The sequence below is a fragment of the Pseudanabaena sp. UWO311 genome (assembly GCF_006937785.1).
Classification (GTDB): Bacteria; Cyanobacteriota; Cyanobacteriia; order Pseudanabaenales; family Pseudanabaenaceae; genus Pseudanabaena.
The window spans coordinates 273,362-288,923 of record NZ_SJEE01000002.1; the positions used below are offsets into that span (position 1 = coordinate 273,362).

Annotated in this window: 19 protein-coding genes; 13 read left to right on the top strand and 6 right to left on the bottom strand. The window is 41.4% G+C overall.

The genetic code is table 11. The features are described 5' to 3' along the window. The first annotated feature begins 18 nt into the window (after positions 1-18). The 4 genes from def (at position 19) to PseudUWO311_RS03080 (ending at position 2,957) form a co-directional block, all read left to right on the top strand. Positions 19-585, top strand: coding sequence for a peptide deformylase (gene def / locus PseudUWO311_RS03065; RefSeq protein WP_142653606.1), 567 nt, complete (start codon positions 19-21; stop codon positions 583-585). Positions 586-639: 54 nt separating this feature from the next. After that, the gene (locus PseudUWO311_RS03070) at positions 640-1,005 is read left to right on the top strand and encodes a cupin domain-containing protein (protein ID WP_142653607.1); all 366 of its coding nucleotides are present in this window, start codon (positions 640-642) and stop codon (positions 1,003-1,005) included. Beyond that, positions 995-1,789: an ABC transporter permease gene (locus tag PseudUWO311_RS03075; protein ID WP_142653608.1), complete on the top strand. Its 795-nt coding sequence runs from the start codon at positions 995-997 to the stop codon at positions 1,787-1,789. Before PseudUWO311_RS03070 ends, PseudUWO311_RS03075 begins: the two co-directional genes overlap by 11 nt. A gap of 268 nt (positions 1,790-2,057) precedes the next feature. Continuing rightward, on the top strand, positions 2,058-2,957 hold the full coding sequence (locus PseudUWO311_RS03080) for a neutral zinc metallopeptidase (RefSeq protein WP_142653609.1): 900 nt from the start codon (positions 2,058-2,060) through the stop codon (positions 2,955-2,957). Between the two features lie 197 nt (positions 2,958-3,154). On the opposite strand, the gene PseudUWO311_RS03085 is transcribed toward PseudUWO311_RS03080, so the two are convergent. Then, positions 3,155-4,048 carry a cation diffusion facilitator family transporter gene (locus PseudUWO311_RS03085; RefSeq protein WP_142653610.1) on the bottom strand — a complete coding sequence of 298 codons (894 nt, stop codon included), beginning with the start codon at positions 4,046-4,048 and terminating at the stop codon, positions 3,155-3,157. A 267-nt stretch (positions 4,049-4,315) separates the two neighbouring features. On the opposite strand from PseudUWO311_RS03085, the gene PseudUWO311_RS03090 reads away from it, so the two are divergent. The 3 genes from PseudUWO311_RS03090 to PseudUWO311_RS03100 all read left to right on the top strand — a co-directional run bounded on the left by PseudUWO311_RS03090 (position 4,316) and on the right by PseudUWO311_RS03100 (position 7,971). Then, complete coding sequence (locus PseudUWO311_RS03090) at positions 4,316-5,731, top strand: HlyD family secretion protein (RefSeq protein ID WP_142653611.1); 1,416 nt, start codon at positions 4,316-4,318, stop codon at positions 5,729-5,731. A gap of 99 nt (positions 5,732-5,830) precedes the next feature. Continuing rightward, on the top strand, positions 5,831-7,105 hold the full coding sequence (locus PseudUWO311_RS03095; protein ID WP_142653612.1) for an ABC transporter permease: 1,275 nt from the start codon (positions 5,831-5,833) through the stop codon (positions 7,103-7,105). Positions 7,106-7,272: 167 nt separating this feature from the next. After that, on the top strand, positions 7,273-7,971 hold the full coding sequence (locus PseudUWO311_RS03100) for an ABC transporter ATP-binding protein (protein WP_142653613.1): 699 nt from the start codon (positions 7,273-7,275) through the stop codon (positions 7,969-7,971). On the opposite strand, the gene PseudUWO311_RS03105 is transcribed toward PseudUWO311_RS03100, so the two are convergent. Next, positions 7,968-8,399: a Uma2 family endonuclease gene (locus PseudUWO311_RS03105; RefSeq protein WP_263402892.1), complete on the bottom strand. Its 432-nt coding sequence runs from the start codon at positions 8,397-8,399 to the stop codon at positions 7,968-7,970. The two genes, PseudUWO311_RS03100 and PseudUWO311_RS03105, sit on opposite strands and share 4 nt — an antisense overlap. A 44-nt stretch (positions 8,400-8,443) precedes the next feature. Between PseudUWO311_RS03105 and PseudUWO311_RS03110 the strand changes: the two genes are divergently transcribed. Together PseudUWO311_RS03110 and PseudUWO311_RS03115 are read left to right on the top strand one after the other, a co-directional pair. Then, a complete protein-coding gene (locus PseudUWO311_RS03110; protein ID WP_142653614.1) occupies positions 8,444-8,689 on the top strand; it encodes a toxin-antitoxin system protein in 246 nt (81 codons plus the stop codon). Further along, entirely contained in the window at positions 8,689-9,033 is a 345-nt protein-coding gene (locus PseudUWO311_RS03115; RefSeq protein ID WP_142653615.1) for a type II toxin-antitoxin system PemK/MazF family toxin, read from the top strand. The genes PseudUWO311_RS03110 and PseudUWO311_RS03115 overlap by 1 nt, the downstream gene beginning before the upstream one ends. 31 nt (positions 9,034-9,064) lie before the next feature. Here PseudUWO311_RS03115 and PseudUWO311_RS03120 read toward each other — a convergent pair whose 3' ends face one another. The 3 genes from PseudUWO311_RS03120 to PseudUWO311_RS03130 are packed head-to-tail and all read right to left on the bottom strand — an operon-like array spanning position 9,065 to position 9,901. After that, positions 9,065-9,400, bottom strand: coding sequence for a DUF433 domain-containing protein (locus tag PseudUWO311_RS03120; protein WP_142653616.1), 336 nt, complete (start codon positions 9,398-9,400; stop codon positions 9,065-9,067). 40 nt (positions 9,401-9,440) lie between these two features. Continuing rightward, positions 9,441-9,707 carry a hypothetical protein gene (locus PseudUWO311_RS03125; RefSeq protein ID WP_142653617.1) on the bottom strand — a complete coding sequence of 89 codons (267 nt, stop codon included), beginning with the start codon at positions 9,705-9,707 and terminating at the stop codon, positions 9,441-9,443. Beyond that, a complete protein-coding gene (locus tag PseudUWO311_RS03130) occupies positions 9,704-9,901 on the bottom strand; it encodes a hypothetical protein (protein WP_142653618.1) in 198 nt (65 codons plus the stop codon). The genes PseudUWO311_RS03125 and PseudUWO311_RS03130 overlap by 4 nt, the downstream gene beginning before the upstream one ends. Before the next feature lie 190 nt (positions 9,902-10,091). Here PseudUWO311_RS03130 and PseudUWO311_RS03135 point away from each other — a divergent pair, with 190 nt between their 5' ends. Further along, complete coding sequence (locus tag PseudUWO311_RS03135; RefSeq protein WP_142653619.1) at positions 10,092-11,408, top strand: AAA family ATPase; 1,317 nt, start codon at positions 10,092-10,094, stop codon at positions 11,406-11,408. Continuing rightward, a complete protein-coding gene (locus PseudUWO311_RS03140) occupies positions 11,405-12,046 on the top strand; it encodes a retron system putative HNH endonuclease (RefSeq protein WP_142653620.1) in 642 nt (213 codons plus the stop codon). The genes PseudUWO311_RS03135 and PseudUWO311_RS03140 overlap by 4 nt, the downstream gene beginning before the upstream one ends. A gap of 54 nt (positions 12,047-12,100) precedes the next feature. Here PseudUWO311_RS03140 and PseudUWO311_RS03145 read toward each other — a convergent pair whose 3' ends face one another. Next, positions 12,101-12,730, bottom strand: a complete 630-nt coding sequence (locus PseudUWO311_RS03145; protein WP_223807426.1) for a DUF4258 domain-containing protein — start codon at positions 12,728-12,730, stop codon at positions 12,101-12,103. A gap of 207 nt (positions 12,731-12,937) precedes the next feature. Between PseudUWO311_RS03145 and chlG the strand changes: the two genes are divergently transcribed. Together chlG and PseudUWO311_RS03155 are read left to right on the top strand one after the other, a co-directional pair. Then, complete coding sequence (chlG, locus tag PseudUWO311_RS03150) at positions 12,938-13,924, top strand: chlorophyll synthase ChlG (RefSeq protein WP_142653621.1); 987 nt, start codon at positions 12,938-12,940, stop codon at positions 13,922-13,924. A 136-nt stretch (positions 13,925-14,060) separates the two neighbouring features. Next, a complete protein-coding gene (locus tag PseudUWO311_RS03155; RefSeq protein ID WP_223807427.1) occupies positions 14,061-15,332 on the top strand; it encodes an efflux RND transporter periplasmic adaptor subunit in 1,272 nt (423 codons plus the stop codon). Positions 15,333-15,562 lie beyond the last annotated feature (230 nt).

Sequence of the window (15,562 nt, forward strand, 5' to 3'; positions counted from 1 at the left end):
TTTACAAGCTGATTGGCAATGTCTGCAATTTCAATAAAAGTCCCCAAACAAAAGCTCAAGAATCCGCCACTGCAAGTCCATACCCTAGGCGATCGCGTATTGCGCCAGCCAGCCAAGCGCATTAGCAAAGTAAACGACGAAATTCGTCAGATTGTTGTCGATATGCTGCAAACCATGTATAGCAACGACGGCATCGGTCTTGCTGCGCCACAGGTGGGGATCAATAAGCAATTACTCGTTATTGATATCGAACTCAAGGATGAGAACATCCCACCCTTAGTAATGATCAATCCTGAAGTAAAGTCTTCAGGTGGTGACCTGATTACTGGCGAAGAAGGCTGTCTGAGTATTCCTGAAGTATTTCTAGATGTCGTGCGACCCGATCGCGTTGAAGTTTCCTATCGCGATGAAGATGGTAGACCCAAACATCTTGTAGCTGAAGGTTTGCTTGCAAGAGTAATTCAACATGAAATGGATCATTTGAATGGAGTCTTGTTTGTCGATCGCGTTAAGAATGCGATCGCTCTTAACAAAGAATTAAGCGCCCATGGCTTTGCGCCTAAGGATGTCCAAGCGATTAGATAGTAGCAGGGCGGCAAGCCCGCTTTGCAATCCCACTTTGTGAGAGGAGTTCCATTGATGTTGATCCAAAAATTGCTGGATTGTCCAGAGTTTATTGCTGGAGATTCGACAATACTGCGCGAATTATTACATCCTGACAAGCAGGATATCAATCTGCGATATAGCCTCGCCCATGCAATTTTGCCAGTGGGCGAGACTTCTCAATCGCATTCTCTGACTACTTCTGAGGTGTATTACATTCTGAGTGGTAAAGGGGAAATGCATATAGACGAAGAGATTCGCGAGATCGAATCTGGTGATGCGGTATATATTCCACCAGATGCCAAGCAATTTCTGCGCAACATTGGTGATGAGCCGATTGTATTCATTTGCATCGTCGATCCTGCTTGGCGCAAAGAAGATGAAACTATTTATGCGGCTTAGATATATATTTCGGGTTGCGAGAACATTATTCTCAACCTATTACGCCTATATGCTCGAATATCGAGCAGAACTTTTTATCTGGTTATTATCGAATTCTTTGCCATTTATTTTGATGGGTGCATGGCTAAAAGCTTCGGAAACTGGTAGCTTTGGTTTCACGGCATTAGAGTTTATTCGTTACTTTTTAGCGGTATTTGTTGTAAGGCAATTTAATATTGTTTGGGTAATTTGGGACTTTGAGAGAGAACTAATTTCAGGACAGCTCTCACATCGTCTTTTACAACCGATTGACCCATTTTGGCATCATTTGATCAATCACATCGCTGAGCGTTTTGCGAGATTGCCAATGCTGGTGGTTTTGATAGCTTTATTTTTTGTTCTCTATCCACAATCATTCTGGATTCCGTCTTGGTCAACTGGTTTACTTGCGACATTTATTGTGGCGATCGCCTTTTTATTGCGATTCCTCATTCAATATACTTTTGGACTTTTATCATTTTGGACAGAGAGAGCTAGTGCGATCGAACAACTCTGGTTTTTAACTTATATCTTTCTATCAGGGATCATTGCCCCTCTAGATGTATTTCCACCACTAGTTCGCGATATTGTCATGTGGACACCTTTCCCTTATATGGTGTATTTTCCTGCGGCACTTTTGGTGGGTAAAGCGATCGATGTCTGGCAAGGAATTGGGGTAATGGCTGGATGGATGGCGGTTTTCTTCGTGATCAGTCGTTGGCTATGGCGTAAAGGTATCAAGCAATATTCAGGCATGGGAGCATAGAACAGCTAAATGTGATTCTCCCGCAAAACCAAAAGATAAGTGGCGGCGCTTCGCGCCGCCACTTATCTTTTGGTTTTTAATTCACTAAAGTGTGGCGACACTTTGGTGAATTAAAAACCAAACCCAGTAAGGGTTTTAAAATCACAAAATGGCTGCGCCATTTTGTGATTTGGTATTATTGCTACATTTTAAAAAATTATTTGGTTTTAGTTAGGGCTGATAGCGCTATATTCACAACAATGAAATCACATGAATCAGGAATGGCTATATGAAATGGGATGAAATGCGCGAGAGCGATAACGTAGAAGACCAGCGCGATGGTTCTTCTGATGAGTCATCTACACCAAACAATTTAAGTTCATCATCAATGGGAATGCTGGGCGGGTTAGGTGGTGGCGCGATGGCGATCGCAGTTATCGTTGGGCTAATTTTTAAGGTTGATCCCTCTCAGATTTTAAATTTGATTGGAGGCAACAATAAACCTGCCCCTGCACCACAAGCCCTAGTCAAAAAGCCAACCCAAGATCGCGACTCGGCATTTGTGAAATCAGTACTTGGTGATACTGAAGATACATGGGAGCGCATTTTTAAGCAGCAGCTAAACAGTAATTATCAAGCACCAAAATTAGTTCTATTTGATGGTTACGTTAATTCAGCCTGTGGATCAGCCAAAACTTCAGCGGGTCCATTTTATTGCCCTGCCGATCGCAAAGTTTATCTAGATATGGGTTTCTTTAGATATCTAGAAGCTACGGCTGGCAACGATGCTGACTTTGCGAGAGCCTATGCGATCGCCCATGAAGTTGGTCATCATATTCAAAATTTGCGCGGCACATCAGGCAAGGTCAGGCAGTTGAAATCTACTGCAAGTAAGGCTAAAGCCAATGAACTGTCGGTAAGGATAGAACTGCAAGCGGATTGTCTGGCAGGTGTTTGGGGACACTTCACGGCTCAACGAGGTCTGATCACGGATCAAGATGTGACTAAAGCTCTAAACACCGCGACTCAGATCGGCGACGACTATTTGCAAAAGCAATCTAAAAGTGGTCATGTAATTCCAGAATCTTTTACTCATGGAACTTCTGAGCAAAGAGTAACTTGGTTTAAGCGTGGTTTAAACACAGGTGATATCAACCAATGTGATACTTTTGAAACTAATAAATTATAAAACTCTCCTTACGCTGATAGAATTCCTGCGATAGCTGAGGTTTGGGGCTGGCACGGGGGCACAGCCCCTACAGAACATGAATTATTCAGGTAAGGGCATCTCCCCCGTGGCTGCGCTGATTGTCTAGCAGCAAGAGCTTCATCGTCTAAGTTCTGCGTAACATCAGTTATAAAAGAGGGGCGCGAAGCGCCCCTCTTTTATAACTCCTGATCCGTCCAAGATTTGGGATCTTCTAATGGTTCCAAATGCGTGAGAACGTTCATGTGTGGTAAAGCGTTACAGATAGCAGATTCAACCTCTTCGCATAAGTCATGTCCTTGTTGCACTGACCAAACGCCTGGAACCAATATGTGAAAAGATACAAACCTTCTTGTACCTGCCATTCTGGTGCGAATTGCATGAAATTGTACTTGATGGCGATCGTAGGAAGAGAGAATTTCATCGATCATTTGCCGCTCTTCTAAAGGAATTGAAGCATCTAAAAGTGCTGAACCACTTTCTTGTATCAGTTTTACGCCAGTCCAAACAATATTGGCAGCAACTAATAGAGCAATCAAGGGATCGAGAATCAACCAACCTGTTACAGAAACTAAGAATAATCCCAAAATTACGCCCACAGAAGTCCATACATCCGTGAGTAGGTGATGAGCATCGGCTCGTAAAGTAATTGAGTGTAGGCGTTTACCTGCTCTGAGTAATATGAGCGCAGTTCCTCCGTTAATTGCTGATGCGACTAAGGAAAGTACTAGACCAATACCAAGCTGTTCAAGAGGTTGAGGATTTAATAATCTTGGAATTGCCGCGATCGCAATACTTACAGCTGCAACGAGGATCAAGGCTCCTTCAAATCCACTCGAAAAATATTCAGCTTTAGAATGTCCAAATACATGTTCTTCATCGGGTGGCTTAGCTGCATAGGTTAATGCCCATACTGCCCCGATCGCAGCTACAAGATTAACTCCTGACTCAAGAGAATCTGATAAAAAACCCACAGAATTAGTCAATAGGTATGCGCCTAATTTCAGTGCGATCGTGGCGATTGCAGCTCCAATCGAGAGAAAACCATAATAACGAGCAGATTTGTTTTGCATATCTATTGAAAATTAGGTAATGGAGCCAAAAGAAACAATTCTCATTATTAAACCGATTCTCATCATGAGAATCTCCGAACCAAAAACTAGATACTAAAAACTACAGCGCTACAATTGTAAGCATATAGTTGCATTTAAACTAGAAGAGCCACTTCGGGACTCATCTAGTTTTTGAATTTCACAATTAAACAATTAGTATGTTTTTCCGAAGTGAACATTTAATCGCGTATAAGAGTCTAAACCCACTAAACCATTGACGGAACTTTCATGCAATCAGAAAAAGAGCTAGAACCAAGGGAGGTGGATATTGCCGATGATCTATCCGATTTCCCTGATGAACTTGATCGCCCTAAAAAAAAGTTTATGGGCAAATGGAGATGGCGTATTGCCATCTTCCTAATTCTTGTGGCTGTTGGCGGTGGTGGTTACTATGCCTATACCCAGTTAATTGCACCTGCCAATAATCAATCAACTCGTAAACGCGATCGCACAGTATCGATTAAGCGTACGGATTTACCCATTATCGTTACGGCAAATGGGACAATTCAGCCCGAAAAGTCGATTAATGTTAGTCCAAAAAGCTCTGGCAGACTCAAGAGCTTACTAGTCAAAGAAGGTGAAAATGTGCGGACAGGGCAAATCCTTGCCTATATGGATGAGTCCAATACTTTAGGGCAAATTACTCAAGCTGATGGAAATTTGGCGGCGGCTCAGGCAAGCCTCGATCTATTAAGAGCAGGCAATCGTCCTCAAGATATTTCTCAAGCCCAAGCAAATTTAACTAATGCCCAAGCGACGCTAGAGCAATCAGAAATCGTCTACCGCCAAAATCAACAGCTGTATAAGGATGGGGCGATCGCATCACGGGATCTGGATGCGTCAAGAACGACAATGGAAGCTAATCGCGCCAGAGTTACGCAAGCACGAGAGGCATTATCTTTGCAACAGGCAGGCTCACGTCCTGAAGAAATCGATCGCGCAGAGGCGCAAGTTGTTGCTGCCGCAGGATCTTTGCAAAACGTGCAAGCTCAGCTAGAAGATACAATCATTCGCGCTCCTTTTGATGGGGTGGTAGTTAGAAAATATGCTGATCCAGGCGCATTTGTGACCCCGACAACCTCAGGAAGTGCGGTGAGTTCAGCAACAGCTTCTTCGATTCTTGCTCTTGCTAGCAATAATCAAGTTGTCGCCAATGTCGCTGAGGCGAATATTGCTCAAATTAAGGTTGGGCAAACAGTTACCTTACAAGTCGATGCTTATCCTAATAAAAAGTTTAATGGTCGTGTCGTCTCCATCTCGCCGCAAGCGATCGTTAGCCAAAACGTCACGAGTTTTGAAGTGAAAGCTGAAATCACCTCCCAAGATAAGCAAATGTTGCGATCGGGTATGAACGCCAGCTTAGAGTTTAAGGCTGGTGAATTAAAGAATGTGCTGGTTGTGCCAACAGTTGCGATCGTCAGAGAGAAGGGTTTGACTGGTGTATATGTTAAGACAGCTCAAAGTGAAACTCCTATATTCACACCAATTGAAACAGGGCTAACTGTCGATGATAAAACAGAAGTTAAATCGGGTTTAACTGGCAATGAGAAAATTTTTATCTCTTTTCCTGAAGGTTCACGTCCGAAAACCGAACCTAGAGGTATTCCAGGACTATCGCCTTCTCCTCAACGAAGTCGTAGTTAATAAACCTCACAAAACCTTAAAGGTTTTGTGAGATTCGGATTTGAACTCAAAGCGATGTAATCAAGATCTGGTTTGTAATTAAGAAAGTGCGATAAATTTATGCAAAAGTCAAAGCCATTAGCAAAACCGCGCCTTCAAGTTGCTAAGGTTCCATTTGCTGAAATTCTGACCATGGCAGCGGAGTCTCTTTGGAATAATCGTTTACGAACTGCGTTGACTATGCTGGGAGTAATCATTGGCATTGCCGCCGTGATTGCGATTACATCAATTGGACAAGGCATTCAAAAATCGACGGAAAGTCAGTTACAAGCCCTTGGCACAAATTCAATTAATGTCCTGACTGGCTCAGCGCGAACAGGTGGCATTAGTCAAGGTGGTGGTTCGGCTTCCACCTTGACTTTAGAAGATGCTCAAGCTGTGGCAAAAGCACCTGCGGTGAAGTTGGTGTCTGCATATTTACAGCGTACTAGGCAGGTTTCCTATAGCGGTCAAAACACCTCAACAACGGTAATCGGGACAGATGTTAACTATTCACCACTCCGCAATACTTTCCCAACGGAAGGAAGATATTTTGAACAGGAAGACATTGATAATGCGAAATCAATGGTAGTGCTTGGCTCTAAAGTTCGTGCGGATTTGTTTGGTAGTAGTAATGCGATCGGCGAGAGGATTCGCATTCAAGGCGAGCAATATCAAGTGATCGGCGTAATGGAATCAAAAGGCGCTTCTGGCGGCTTCGATCAGGACGATCGCGTATTTATTCCACTCAAGAATATGTCGGCGCGACTGGTAGGAAATAATGCTTTGCAGGGTATATCTGTCAGTGGATTTTGGGTGCAAGCCCTTGATGAGACAGAGCTTGAAGCTGCACAATTCCAATTGACTAATCTGTTGCGTCTACGGCACAAAATTTATCCGCCACAGCCTGATGACTTTCGGATTGTCAACCAGACAGATATCGTGAGCGCCTTTACAAATATTGTCGGCTTGCTGACGCTCATGGTCGGCGCGATCGCAGCCATATCTCTAATCGTTGGCGGCATCGGCATTGCGAATATCATGCTAGTTTCGGTGGTAGAACGTACCCGCGAAATCGGTGTCCGCAAAGCATTAGGGGCAACGCGATCGGCGATTCTTAATCAGTTTCTTACCGAAGCGATTTTAGTGTCTGGACTTGGCGGTGTAGTTGGTATTGGGCTAGGTGTTGCGATCGCCTATACTTCGGCGACAATTTTTCAATTTCCATTTCTGATTTCGCTTTGGTCAGTGGCAGCAGGTTTCGGGTTATCAATGATGGTGGGCTTAGTTGCTGGAGTAATTCCTGCGAGGAGTGCCGCTAAGTTAGATCCTATTCAAGCTCTCAGAAGTGATTAATATCAAAACACAAAATGGCGTAGCTATTTTGTGTTTTTAAAACCCTTGCAGGGTTTGGTTTTTAATCCACAAAAGTGTTGCCACACTTCTGTGGATTGGTATAACTCATGAGAAAGCGCTATCTTTCGGGTTGCTCTTTCCCAAACACAACTTAAGTGATTAACAAAATGATTCGATTAGAAAATATCCGTAAAGCATATCGCCTTGGTGAAGTTGATGTGCCAATTCTTAAAGGTATTGATTTAGAGATTAAGTCAGGAGAATATGCCGCCATTATGGGAATGTCGGGCTCTGGCAAATCAACACTGATGAATATTATTGGCTGTCTCGATCGCCCTACGTCTGGCAAATACTATCTCGAAGATCGCGAATTAACGACCTATAACGATGATGAACTAGCCTTTATTCGCAATCGGCGGATTGGGTTTGTGTTTCAGCAGTTTAATTTACTCTCGCGCTCAACAGCGATCGAGAATGTAATGCTGCCAATGATTTATTCCAATATCCCCAAAGAGAAACGTCATCGCCTCGCCACTGAAGCATTAACTAAAGTCGGACTTAGCGATCGCTTGTCTAACCGTCCAAATCAACTATCAGGCGGTCAACAGCAACGAGTTGCGATCGCTCGGGCCTTAGCCAATCGTCCTGCGTTAATTCTGGCTGACGAACCAACGGGAGCTCTCGATACGCAAACATCCCATGAGGTCATGGAATTATTAGGAGAATTAAATTCACAGGGAATTACGATCGTTCTGGTTACCCATGAGCATGATGTTGCAGAAAGAACTCGCCGTATCATTCGGATTCAAGATGGTTTGATCGTTAAAGCAGAACAGATAGCGGCTGGTGGGAAGAGAGCAATTTAAAATGATATCTTTTGAAATAGTTCAGACAACGGCATTGTAAAACCAGCAATAACATCTTCTCCATCTAAAGAATCTGACTGCTTGAGTAAGCGATCGGGTTCTTGTGCTGAGCGATAGACTAGGCCATAACGTGATTTTAGATTGATCACCCAAACTAAGCGTGAGCCATTCTCGAAATATTCCACAATTTTTTGATCGATTTCAGCGATCGTGTTGTTAGGTGAGAGAACCTCGATCTCTAAATCAGGTGCGCCATCTAAAAAGCCATCGGGCAATTCAGTTAAGCCTTTTAACTTGTCTCTAGATACAAAGGAAATATCAGGCGATCGCTTGTTACCATTTTTCATCGTGAAGGCTGTACTAGAGTCGAGGATAATTCCCAGTTCTCTAGGTAAGATGTAATTCATCAGATAACTTACAAGTATCATCGTAATATTTGCTAAAATTAAGTATAGATTTTTAAGGTTTAGCTATGTCTGAAATCGCTATAACTATAAACAAGAATACTCATGAGGTTCTTTTAAGACTTTCTCAACAGTCTGGTGATAATTTTCAAACTTTGCTGGATAAAGCAGTGGAGCAATATCGCAGACAGTTGTTTCTTTTACAAGCGAATCAGGCTTTTACGGCTTTAAGGAAAAACGAGTTATTGTGGCAAGATGAGCTTAATGAGCGTCAGGAGTGGGAGCAAACTTTAGCTGACGGGATTGATGATTAATGCCTCAAAAGATTGCAAGGGGAGAGGTATGGTTAGCAGATCTTAATCCCGTGAGAGGTCACGAACAAGCGGGGAAACGTCCTTGTTTGGTAGTTTCTGTAGATTTGTTCAATCAGGGATCTGCTGGATTAGTGGTTGTTGTTCCTATCACTTCAAAGGATAAATCAATTCCTTTTCATGTGGAGGTTAATCCTCCAGACGGAGGTTTGAAGGTGAAGAGTTTTATTAAGTGTGAAGATGTGCGATCGATTTCTGTAGAGAGGTTAGATAAGCGCTTAGGATCTTTATCTACTCAGTCGTTTGCGGATGTAGAAGACCGATTACGCATTCTGATGGGTCTATAGTTGATTTCGATGTTTTCATCAGTTAGAAACTTCATGAAGCTTGCTCTACCTGACGTGCAATTAATCTGTCGCGTAATCCTTGAGGATCAAATTTTGCCTCGTTCATTTTGCGGATTATTTGCGCTTGATTTTGCCTTTGCTGTAAATATGTTTCGACTTCTTGTTGATGATTGAGGTAAAAGCTAATGGTGGTATAGACATCGGCTAGTTTCAGGGATGGATAACGATAAACAATTTCTTCAGCCGTTGCACCATTTTGAAAGGTTTTGATGACTGTATCAAGGGTGACGCGAGTTTTGCCAACGCGCACTACGCCATCGGTATCGGTTTTGAGTGGAACTGGTTCAGCAGTAACTACTAACGTCATAATATTTTTAGATTGACTAATGTTAAATATCGTTCAACCCTTACTGATCTAGGATCGCATCATAATCGCTATGTGTGCCAATCCAAAACCATACAATACCTTCTGGCTTTTCGAGTCCAAGTGCTCGATAATTATCGGTGATCCTCACAGACCATAATTTTTTACGCTTGCCAACTTTCTTAAAGTGAAGCGATGGATGTAAAGGATTGTTTTTCAACAATTCATAATTTTTATCGGCGAGTGCTTGGATGTCTTTGGGAAGTTTGTTATATGCTTGCCAAAATCTAGGCAGAGTCAGGTGATTCATAAACTTTTGGCTAGCCCTGCTTCATACTCGCTATCAATCTCATCTAATAATTGATCGAGCTTTCCAGAATCAAGATCTTCTTCTATTTGCTGATCCCATATTTGCTCATGGTAATCTATCAGCCATGTTGTTAGGTTAGCTAATTCCTTAACAGATAGCTTTTTTATCGCTGTTTCAAGTTCTTGAATACTCATAGTTTTTTGCCAATAAGTTATAACTACTATATCAAAGCTAGAATCTCAGTAATATGTTAGCTTTACCTTAACTTACCACCTTTCAAGAAATCTACTAAACATGCAAAGTTAATTTCAGGTGATTTAGTCTAATTTTTCTCGGATGTCGCTACAATGAATAGAAAATTAAGTTTATTAGTGTAAAGCAGCTATGCATATAGAAAAGTTGCGGATGCAAAACTTTAGGGGATTCAAAGATATCACTATAGATTTTCCATCAAATCTTGCTGTTTTTATTGGTGTGAATGGCTCAGGCAAATCAAGTGTTATAGATTGTTTAGACAACTTATTATTTGAGCTAATTCATCCATTAATGCGTAGTATTAGAAATGCAAAGAACTCCGATGCTTGGGGTATGAACGGCTTTGGAGAAAATGACATTTCCAACGGTTTTCAAGAAACCATAAATGAATTAACAATTTCCTATTCAGAATTTAACCAAGCATTTTCTAGAGATATTAAACTACTATACTGTTTCGCCTATCCTTCAAGTAGTGAAGAACCTCAAAAGGACTTTCAACGTAGCAACTTGAGTGATGTAGAAAGTTTTAAAATATTTATTAGTAGTCAAATAAATAACAATCCTAACAAAAGTATTCCAATTTTTGTTTGTTATTCTACTAAAAGATCTGTTACAAGCTACAGGCTTTCTGGGAATGATCCTTTGTCTCCCAATGTAGCTAAATTATCGCAAATTCACTGTTACACAGATGCTATTAATCAGTACAGTATTGATTTTGCAACTTTTTTCGGATGGTTTAAAAATAACGAAGATTTAGAACAGGAGATAAGACTAGATGGTAATCTTGATTATCAAGACTATCAATTGAATTTAGTTAGGGAAGCAGTTACATCAATATTACCTGATTATACAGACCTCAAGGTTAAGCGATCGCGTATGCAGATTGTCCTTAAAAAGCAAGATCATGAGCTAGTGTTTAATCAGCTTTCTGATGGCGAGAAAAATCTGTTGGTGATGGTCGCTGATATTGCGAGAAGATTGGCGATCGCTAATCCAAATCCTACAAAAAATGCATTAGAAGGTGAAGGAATTATTCTAATTGATGAAATCGAATTACATTTACATCCTCAATGGCAACGCGATATTATTTCACGCCTTACCAGTACTTTTCCTAACTGTCAGTTTATTGTGACAACCCACTCTCCTCAAGTTCTTAGCAACGTCAAAAAAGAAAACGTATTCATTGTTGAAGATTTTCAAGTATATCCTGCTGATGCCTATACCTTTGGACGTGATAGCAACTCAATTTTATCGGAATTAATGGGGGTTGCCGAAAGACCTATAGAAATTCAGGAGAAACTAACAGAATGCCTCTATAAAATCGATGATGGTCAAATCGAAGAAGCCAAAATATTGCTTCGTGAATTGTCTGACTTACTTGGTCATAACGACTCAGAAATTGTTAAGGCAAACACTCTGATTAGTTTTCTGTCTAAGGTGAAATGAAAAAGATCATTAAACAATCAGAGCCAAGATCTCTTGTAGAACATCGGGCAAAACAACGTGCAAATGAAAATGCCGACTATGACAACTATTCAGACAAAGATAACCTCAGAGACTATTTACTAAAAGAGCAAGGATATATCTGTTGCTACTGTATGAGCCGCATCAAATTAGATGAAATGAAAATAGAACATTGGCAACCTCAAACCAAATACTTATCTCAGCAACTCGACTATAAAAATTTGCTTGGTGCTTGTATTGGCAATCAAGGAGCACGTCCTCAAAACCAACATTGTGACACCAAAAAAGGAGATAGCGAAATCATTATCAATCCAATCGAAGGCGATAAAAATTGTGAAAACTTAGTCAAATATCGTCCTGACGGTAAAATTTATTCCGATGATATATCTATCAATCATGACTTGAATGAAACTTTAAATTTAAATCTTGGTTTTTTGAAGAAAAATCGTAAAGATGCCCTTGATGTCGTAATTCGGAAACTTGACGAGAAATTTTCAAATAAAACTTGGGCTAAAATCACCGTGCAGAGAGAAATAGAAAAATTGAATACAAAAGATGAAAATGGATTTTTCGATGTGTATTGTCAATTTATAATTTCGTTCCTGAAATCAAAGTTATAGCGATCGCTAATTAACGTGTAAGTTAATCGCTTCTCTACAAATTGTTCTTAAACATCATTCATCGTTAATTCGCTTGATTGTAAAATCACTATTCCATTCCTGAGAATCAGGCTCATATACAGCCATGATTTTAATCAATGGACTGCTGGGATAGCTACATTGCACATGAATAGTTCGTCCAGCACTAGTCAAGCCACAAATCAGATAACTAGGCTCATCGTTATCATTTGGGTAATCTTCAATGATTTGACCATTTGCGATCGCCTCTATAATCTCATTCAATTCGATCTGACGAGAGTTTAGCTGATGGACAGTATTTTCAGAAAGCTCAAACTGATCACTGGTAATTTTGCGCTGAATATCTTCAATTATGAGAGAGTAATCTTCTATTGGATCTGGCTTGTAATTATTTACTAAACCTAAACGTTGACCAAGAAAACTAAAATATGTGTAAGCCGATCCATTAGTTGAATCAAACCAACGAGCTAACACAAAATCCCTAAATCCATCATCGCGATCGTCCCCAAAAGTTAGAGCAAGATTTTTTTCTGCTCGACGCGCTATTTGAACCGATGTCATCTGGCAAAGAATTATCTGAATAACTAGAGGAGAGCCTAAACGGGAAAAGAAAGATAAAGTAAACCAAATTAACAGTAAAGTTATTGGCTCAATGGACTTTTTCATAAACTATGTCCAACCCGATAGTTTTTAGTCGGATTTTAGCTTAACAGTAAACAATTGACTAATATATCTAGACACACTTCAGCAATGCACTAACAGCTTTAGAAAAGCTTCAAATTAGACTAACAATTAAATTCTTTAGAGCTTTATGACTAAGGTGCGATCGCCTAAAAGCTATAATCAACCGCAAGTCTATAAATTTTTGTAAATATGTCGTCTCCAACCCCTGACGTACCAGCGAGCGAGTCTCGCGAAGCCCGTACCCGCCAAATGCTCGGAATGAAAGGTGCGGACGTACAAGGCGCTTCAATCTGGAAGATCCGCCTGCAACTGATGAAACCAATTACATGGATACCCCTGATGTGGGGTGTACTCTGTGGCGCAGCCTCCTCTGGCGACTTTACTTGGTCGATTGAAAACGTATTTCGATCGCTACTTTGTATGCTCATGTCAGGCCCCCTACTGACAGGCTATACCCAGACCATTAACGATTACTACGATCGCGAAATTGACGCAATTAACGAGCCATATCGTCCGATTCCATCGGGAGCAATTTCCCTTAAGCAAGTCATTGCTCAGATTTGGATTTTGTGGCTGGGGGGCATTGCTGTAGCAGCAATTCTCGATGTCACCGCAGGTCATGCAGACTTTATCATGACAAAATTAGCGCTTGGTGGTTCATTGGTTGCCTATATCTACTCTGCGCCACCTTTGAAGCTCAAGCAAAATGGTTGGCTCGGAAACTATGCCCTCGGAGCCAGCTATATTGCTCTACCTTGGTGGGCTGGTCATGCACTTTACGGGACTCTAAACTGGACTGTAGTAGCCGTTACCCTGTTCTATAGCCTTGCGGGTTTAGGTATTGCTGTCGTCAATGACTTCAAAAGTGTCGAAGGCGATCGCGAATTAGGATTGAAGTCTTTACCCGTAATGTTTGGCGTGCAGAATGCGGCGTTGATATCGGCAACTGCGATCGATGTGTTCCAAATTGGCATCGCTGTTTATTTGGTCACTGTTGGTGAACAACTATTAGCTAGTTTAATCGTGCTGTTAGTAATTCCCCAGATTACATTTCAAGACATGTATTTCTTGCGCGATCCGCTCAAGAATGACGTGAAATATCAAGCCAGCGCTCAACCATTCCTTGTGATTGGGATGTTAGTTGCTGGTATCGCCATGGGACATGCAGGTATCTAAAACAAAAAGGTGGAGCTTTGCTCCACCTTTTTGTTTTAGGGAAATAGCTCCTACAGGGTGATTTAGTGATGATCAATGTTGTCTATCATCTATATGCAAAGAGAACCGAAACGTCAGCGAGAATTTGCCAATATTCATGATTAAACATAAATTCCGAAGACAGCAATTGTCGAATAACCTATTAGATAAATCATTGAGCAAGGGCTTAGTCGCTGTAATCGGTGCGTTGTTAGTTTCTTGCTCTGCTAATGCTCCTAAAGGTAACGGATTTGGCGCTGTTCCTGTGCCGATCGCCTCTGTAGAATCAGGGACAGTCACCGATAGCTCCGATTATGTCGCCAATTTGCAGTCGCGCCAATCAGTGACTCTACAACCACGAGTCGATGGATATATCCAAGAGATCTATGTCAAAGCAGGCGATCGGGTAGAAGCTGGTGCGCCAATTTTACGAATTGATCCAGCTAAACAGCAAGCAGTTGTGCAGCGATCGGTTGCCGCAGTGGCAACTTCTCAGGCAGATTTTGAAAGTGCTAGGGCGACCCTTGTGCAATTACGCGCCCGTAAAGAATCGATTTTATCCAGTGTTGATTTTAATCAAAAGGAATTTAGTCGCTTTACTAAATTGACAGAACAGGGTGCGACGACAAAACAAAAGCTTGACGAAGTTGCGAATAATTTGAGAAATGCAAGAGCTGAACTTGGTCAGATCGATGCTCAGATGAATGCTCAACAAGCAAGTATTAATAGTGCGGCTACAAGGATTGAAGAAACTCGTGCTAGTGCTGTGCAGGAAGAAGTACAGCTAGATTTCTATACGGTAACAGCTCCTTTTGCGGGTATTGTTGGTGATATTCCGATTAAAGTTGGAGACAATGTTAGTAGCACAACCCAACTAACGACTGTAACTCAAAATCAAGTATTAGAAGTTCAGATTTCGGTTCCCGTTGAGAATGCTCCTCGCTTAAAAATGGGAATGCCTGTGGAGTTGTTAGACGCTCAAGATAAGCCTCTTGTTAAAGGAAATGTCGCTTTTATTTCCCCGAATATTAATCCTCAAAGCCAGTCGGTTTTGGTAAAAGCTAATTTTAATAATGGAACTAATCAACTCAAAGCTAATCAGTTTGTGAGAGCAAGATTGATATGGGCTTCTCGTGCTGGTGTACTAGTGCCAACTTCGGCAATTTCCCGTCTTGGAGGTCAAGATTTTATCTTTGTTGCAGAGCCTAGTCCTACAGATGGAAAATCTCTAATTGCTAATCAAAAACCAGTTAAGCTTGGGAAAATCACTGGCAATAAACAAGAGGTATTAGAAGGGTTAAACCCTAAAGATCAGATTGTCGTTGCAGGTATTCTCCAATTACGGAATGGAGCACCGATCATGCCATTACCTGATGCTCCTAAGAAATAAAAAAAAGCCTCGCACTACGAGGCTTTTTTTATTTCTTAACTGATGCTACGTGGAACGAGATGGTAGACCTCTTGCTGCTAGCGCGGCAGGGCAACCACGGGGGGGATTGCCCCTACCACAAAATTTAGAGGTTACCGTAGGGGCTGCGCCCCCGTGCCAGCCCTAGACCTATGCTATGACAGGAATTCTTTCCACATAATATCAGTTCTTAAAAAACTTAAAGCTTCAAG

Coding starts and splice junctions, on each gene's coding strand:
- chlG (WP_142653621.1), top strand. CDS start 12,938: ATGTCGTCTCCAACCCCTGACGTACCAGCGAGCGAGTCTCGCGAAGCC.
- PseudUWO311_RS03125 (WP_142653617.1), bottom strand. CDS start 9,707: ATGAATCACCTGACTCTGCCTAGATTTTGGCAAGCATATAACAAACTT.
- PseudUWO311_RS03075 (WP_142653608.1), top strand. CDS start 995: ATGCGGCTTAGATATATATTTCGGGTTGCGAGAACATTATTCTCAACC.
- PseudUWO311_RS03130 (WP_142653618.1), bottom strand. CDS start 9,901: ATGAGTATTCAAGAACTTGAAACAGCGATAAAAAAGCTATCTGTTAAG.
- PseudUWO311_RS03120 (WP_142653616.1), bottom strand. CDS start 9,400: ATGACGTTAGTAGTTACTGCTGAACCAGTTCCACTCAAAACCGATACC.
- PseudUWO311_RS03115 (WP_142653615.1), top strand. CDS start 8,689: ATGCCTCAAAAGATTGCAAGGGGAGAGGTATGGTTAGCAGATCTTAAT.
- PseudUWO311_RS03085 (WP_142653610.1), bottom strand. CDS start 4,048: ATGCAAAACAAATCTGCTCGTTATTATGGTTTTCTCTCGATTGGAGCT.
- PseudUWO311_RS03110 (WP_142653614.1), top strand. CDS start 8,444: ATGTCTGAAATCGCTATAACTATAAACAAGAATACTCATGAGGTTCTT.
- def (WP_142653606.1), top strand. CDS start 19: ATGTCTGCAATTTCAATAAAAGTCCCCAAACAAAAGCTCAAGAATCCG.
- PseudUWO311_RS03090 (WP_142653611.1), top strand. CDS start 4,316: ATGCAATCAGAAAAAGAGCTAGAACCAAGGGAGGTGGATATTGCCGAT.
- PseudUWO311_RS03070 (WP_142653607.1), top strand. CDS start 640: ATGTTGATCCAAAAATTGCTGGATTGTCCAGAGTTTATTGCTGGAGAT.
- PseudUWO311_RS03135 (WP_142653619.1), top strand. CDS start 10,092: ATGCATATAGAAAAGTTGCGGATGCAAAACTTTAGGGGATTCAAAGAT.
- PseudUWO311_RS03145 (WP_223807426.1), bottom strand. CDS start 12,730: ATGAAAAAGTCCATTGAGCCAATAACTTTACTGTTAATTTGGTTTACT.
- PseudUWO311_RS03100 (WP_142653613.1), top strand. CDS start 7,273: ATGATTCGATTAGAAAATATCCGTAAAGCATATCGCCTTGGTGAAGTT.
- PseudUWO311_RS03105 (WP_263402892.1), bottom strand. CDS start 8,399: ATGATACTTGTAAGTTATCTGATGAATTACATCTTACCTAGAGAACTG.
- PseudUWO311_RS03095 (WP_142653612.1), top strand. CDS start 5,831: ATGCAAAAGTCAAAGCCATTAGCAAAACCGCGCCTTCAAGTTGCTAAG.
- PseudUWO311_RS03080 (WP_142653609.1), top strand. CDS start 2,058: ATGAAATGGGATGAAATGCGCGAGAGCGATAACGTAGAAGACCAGCGC.
- PseudUWO311_RS03155 (WP_223807427.1), top strand. CDS start 14,061: ATGATTAAACATAAATTCCGAAGACAGCAATTGTCGAATAACCTATTA.
- PseudUWO311_RS03140 (WP_142653620.1), top strand. CDS start 11,405: ATGAAAAAGATCATTAAACAATCAGAGCCAAGATCTCTTGTAGAACAT.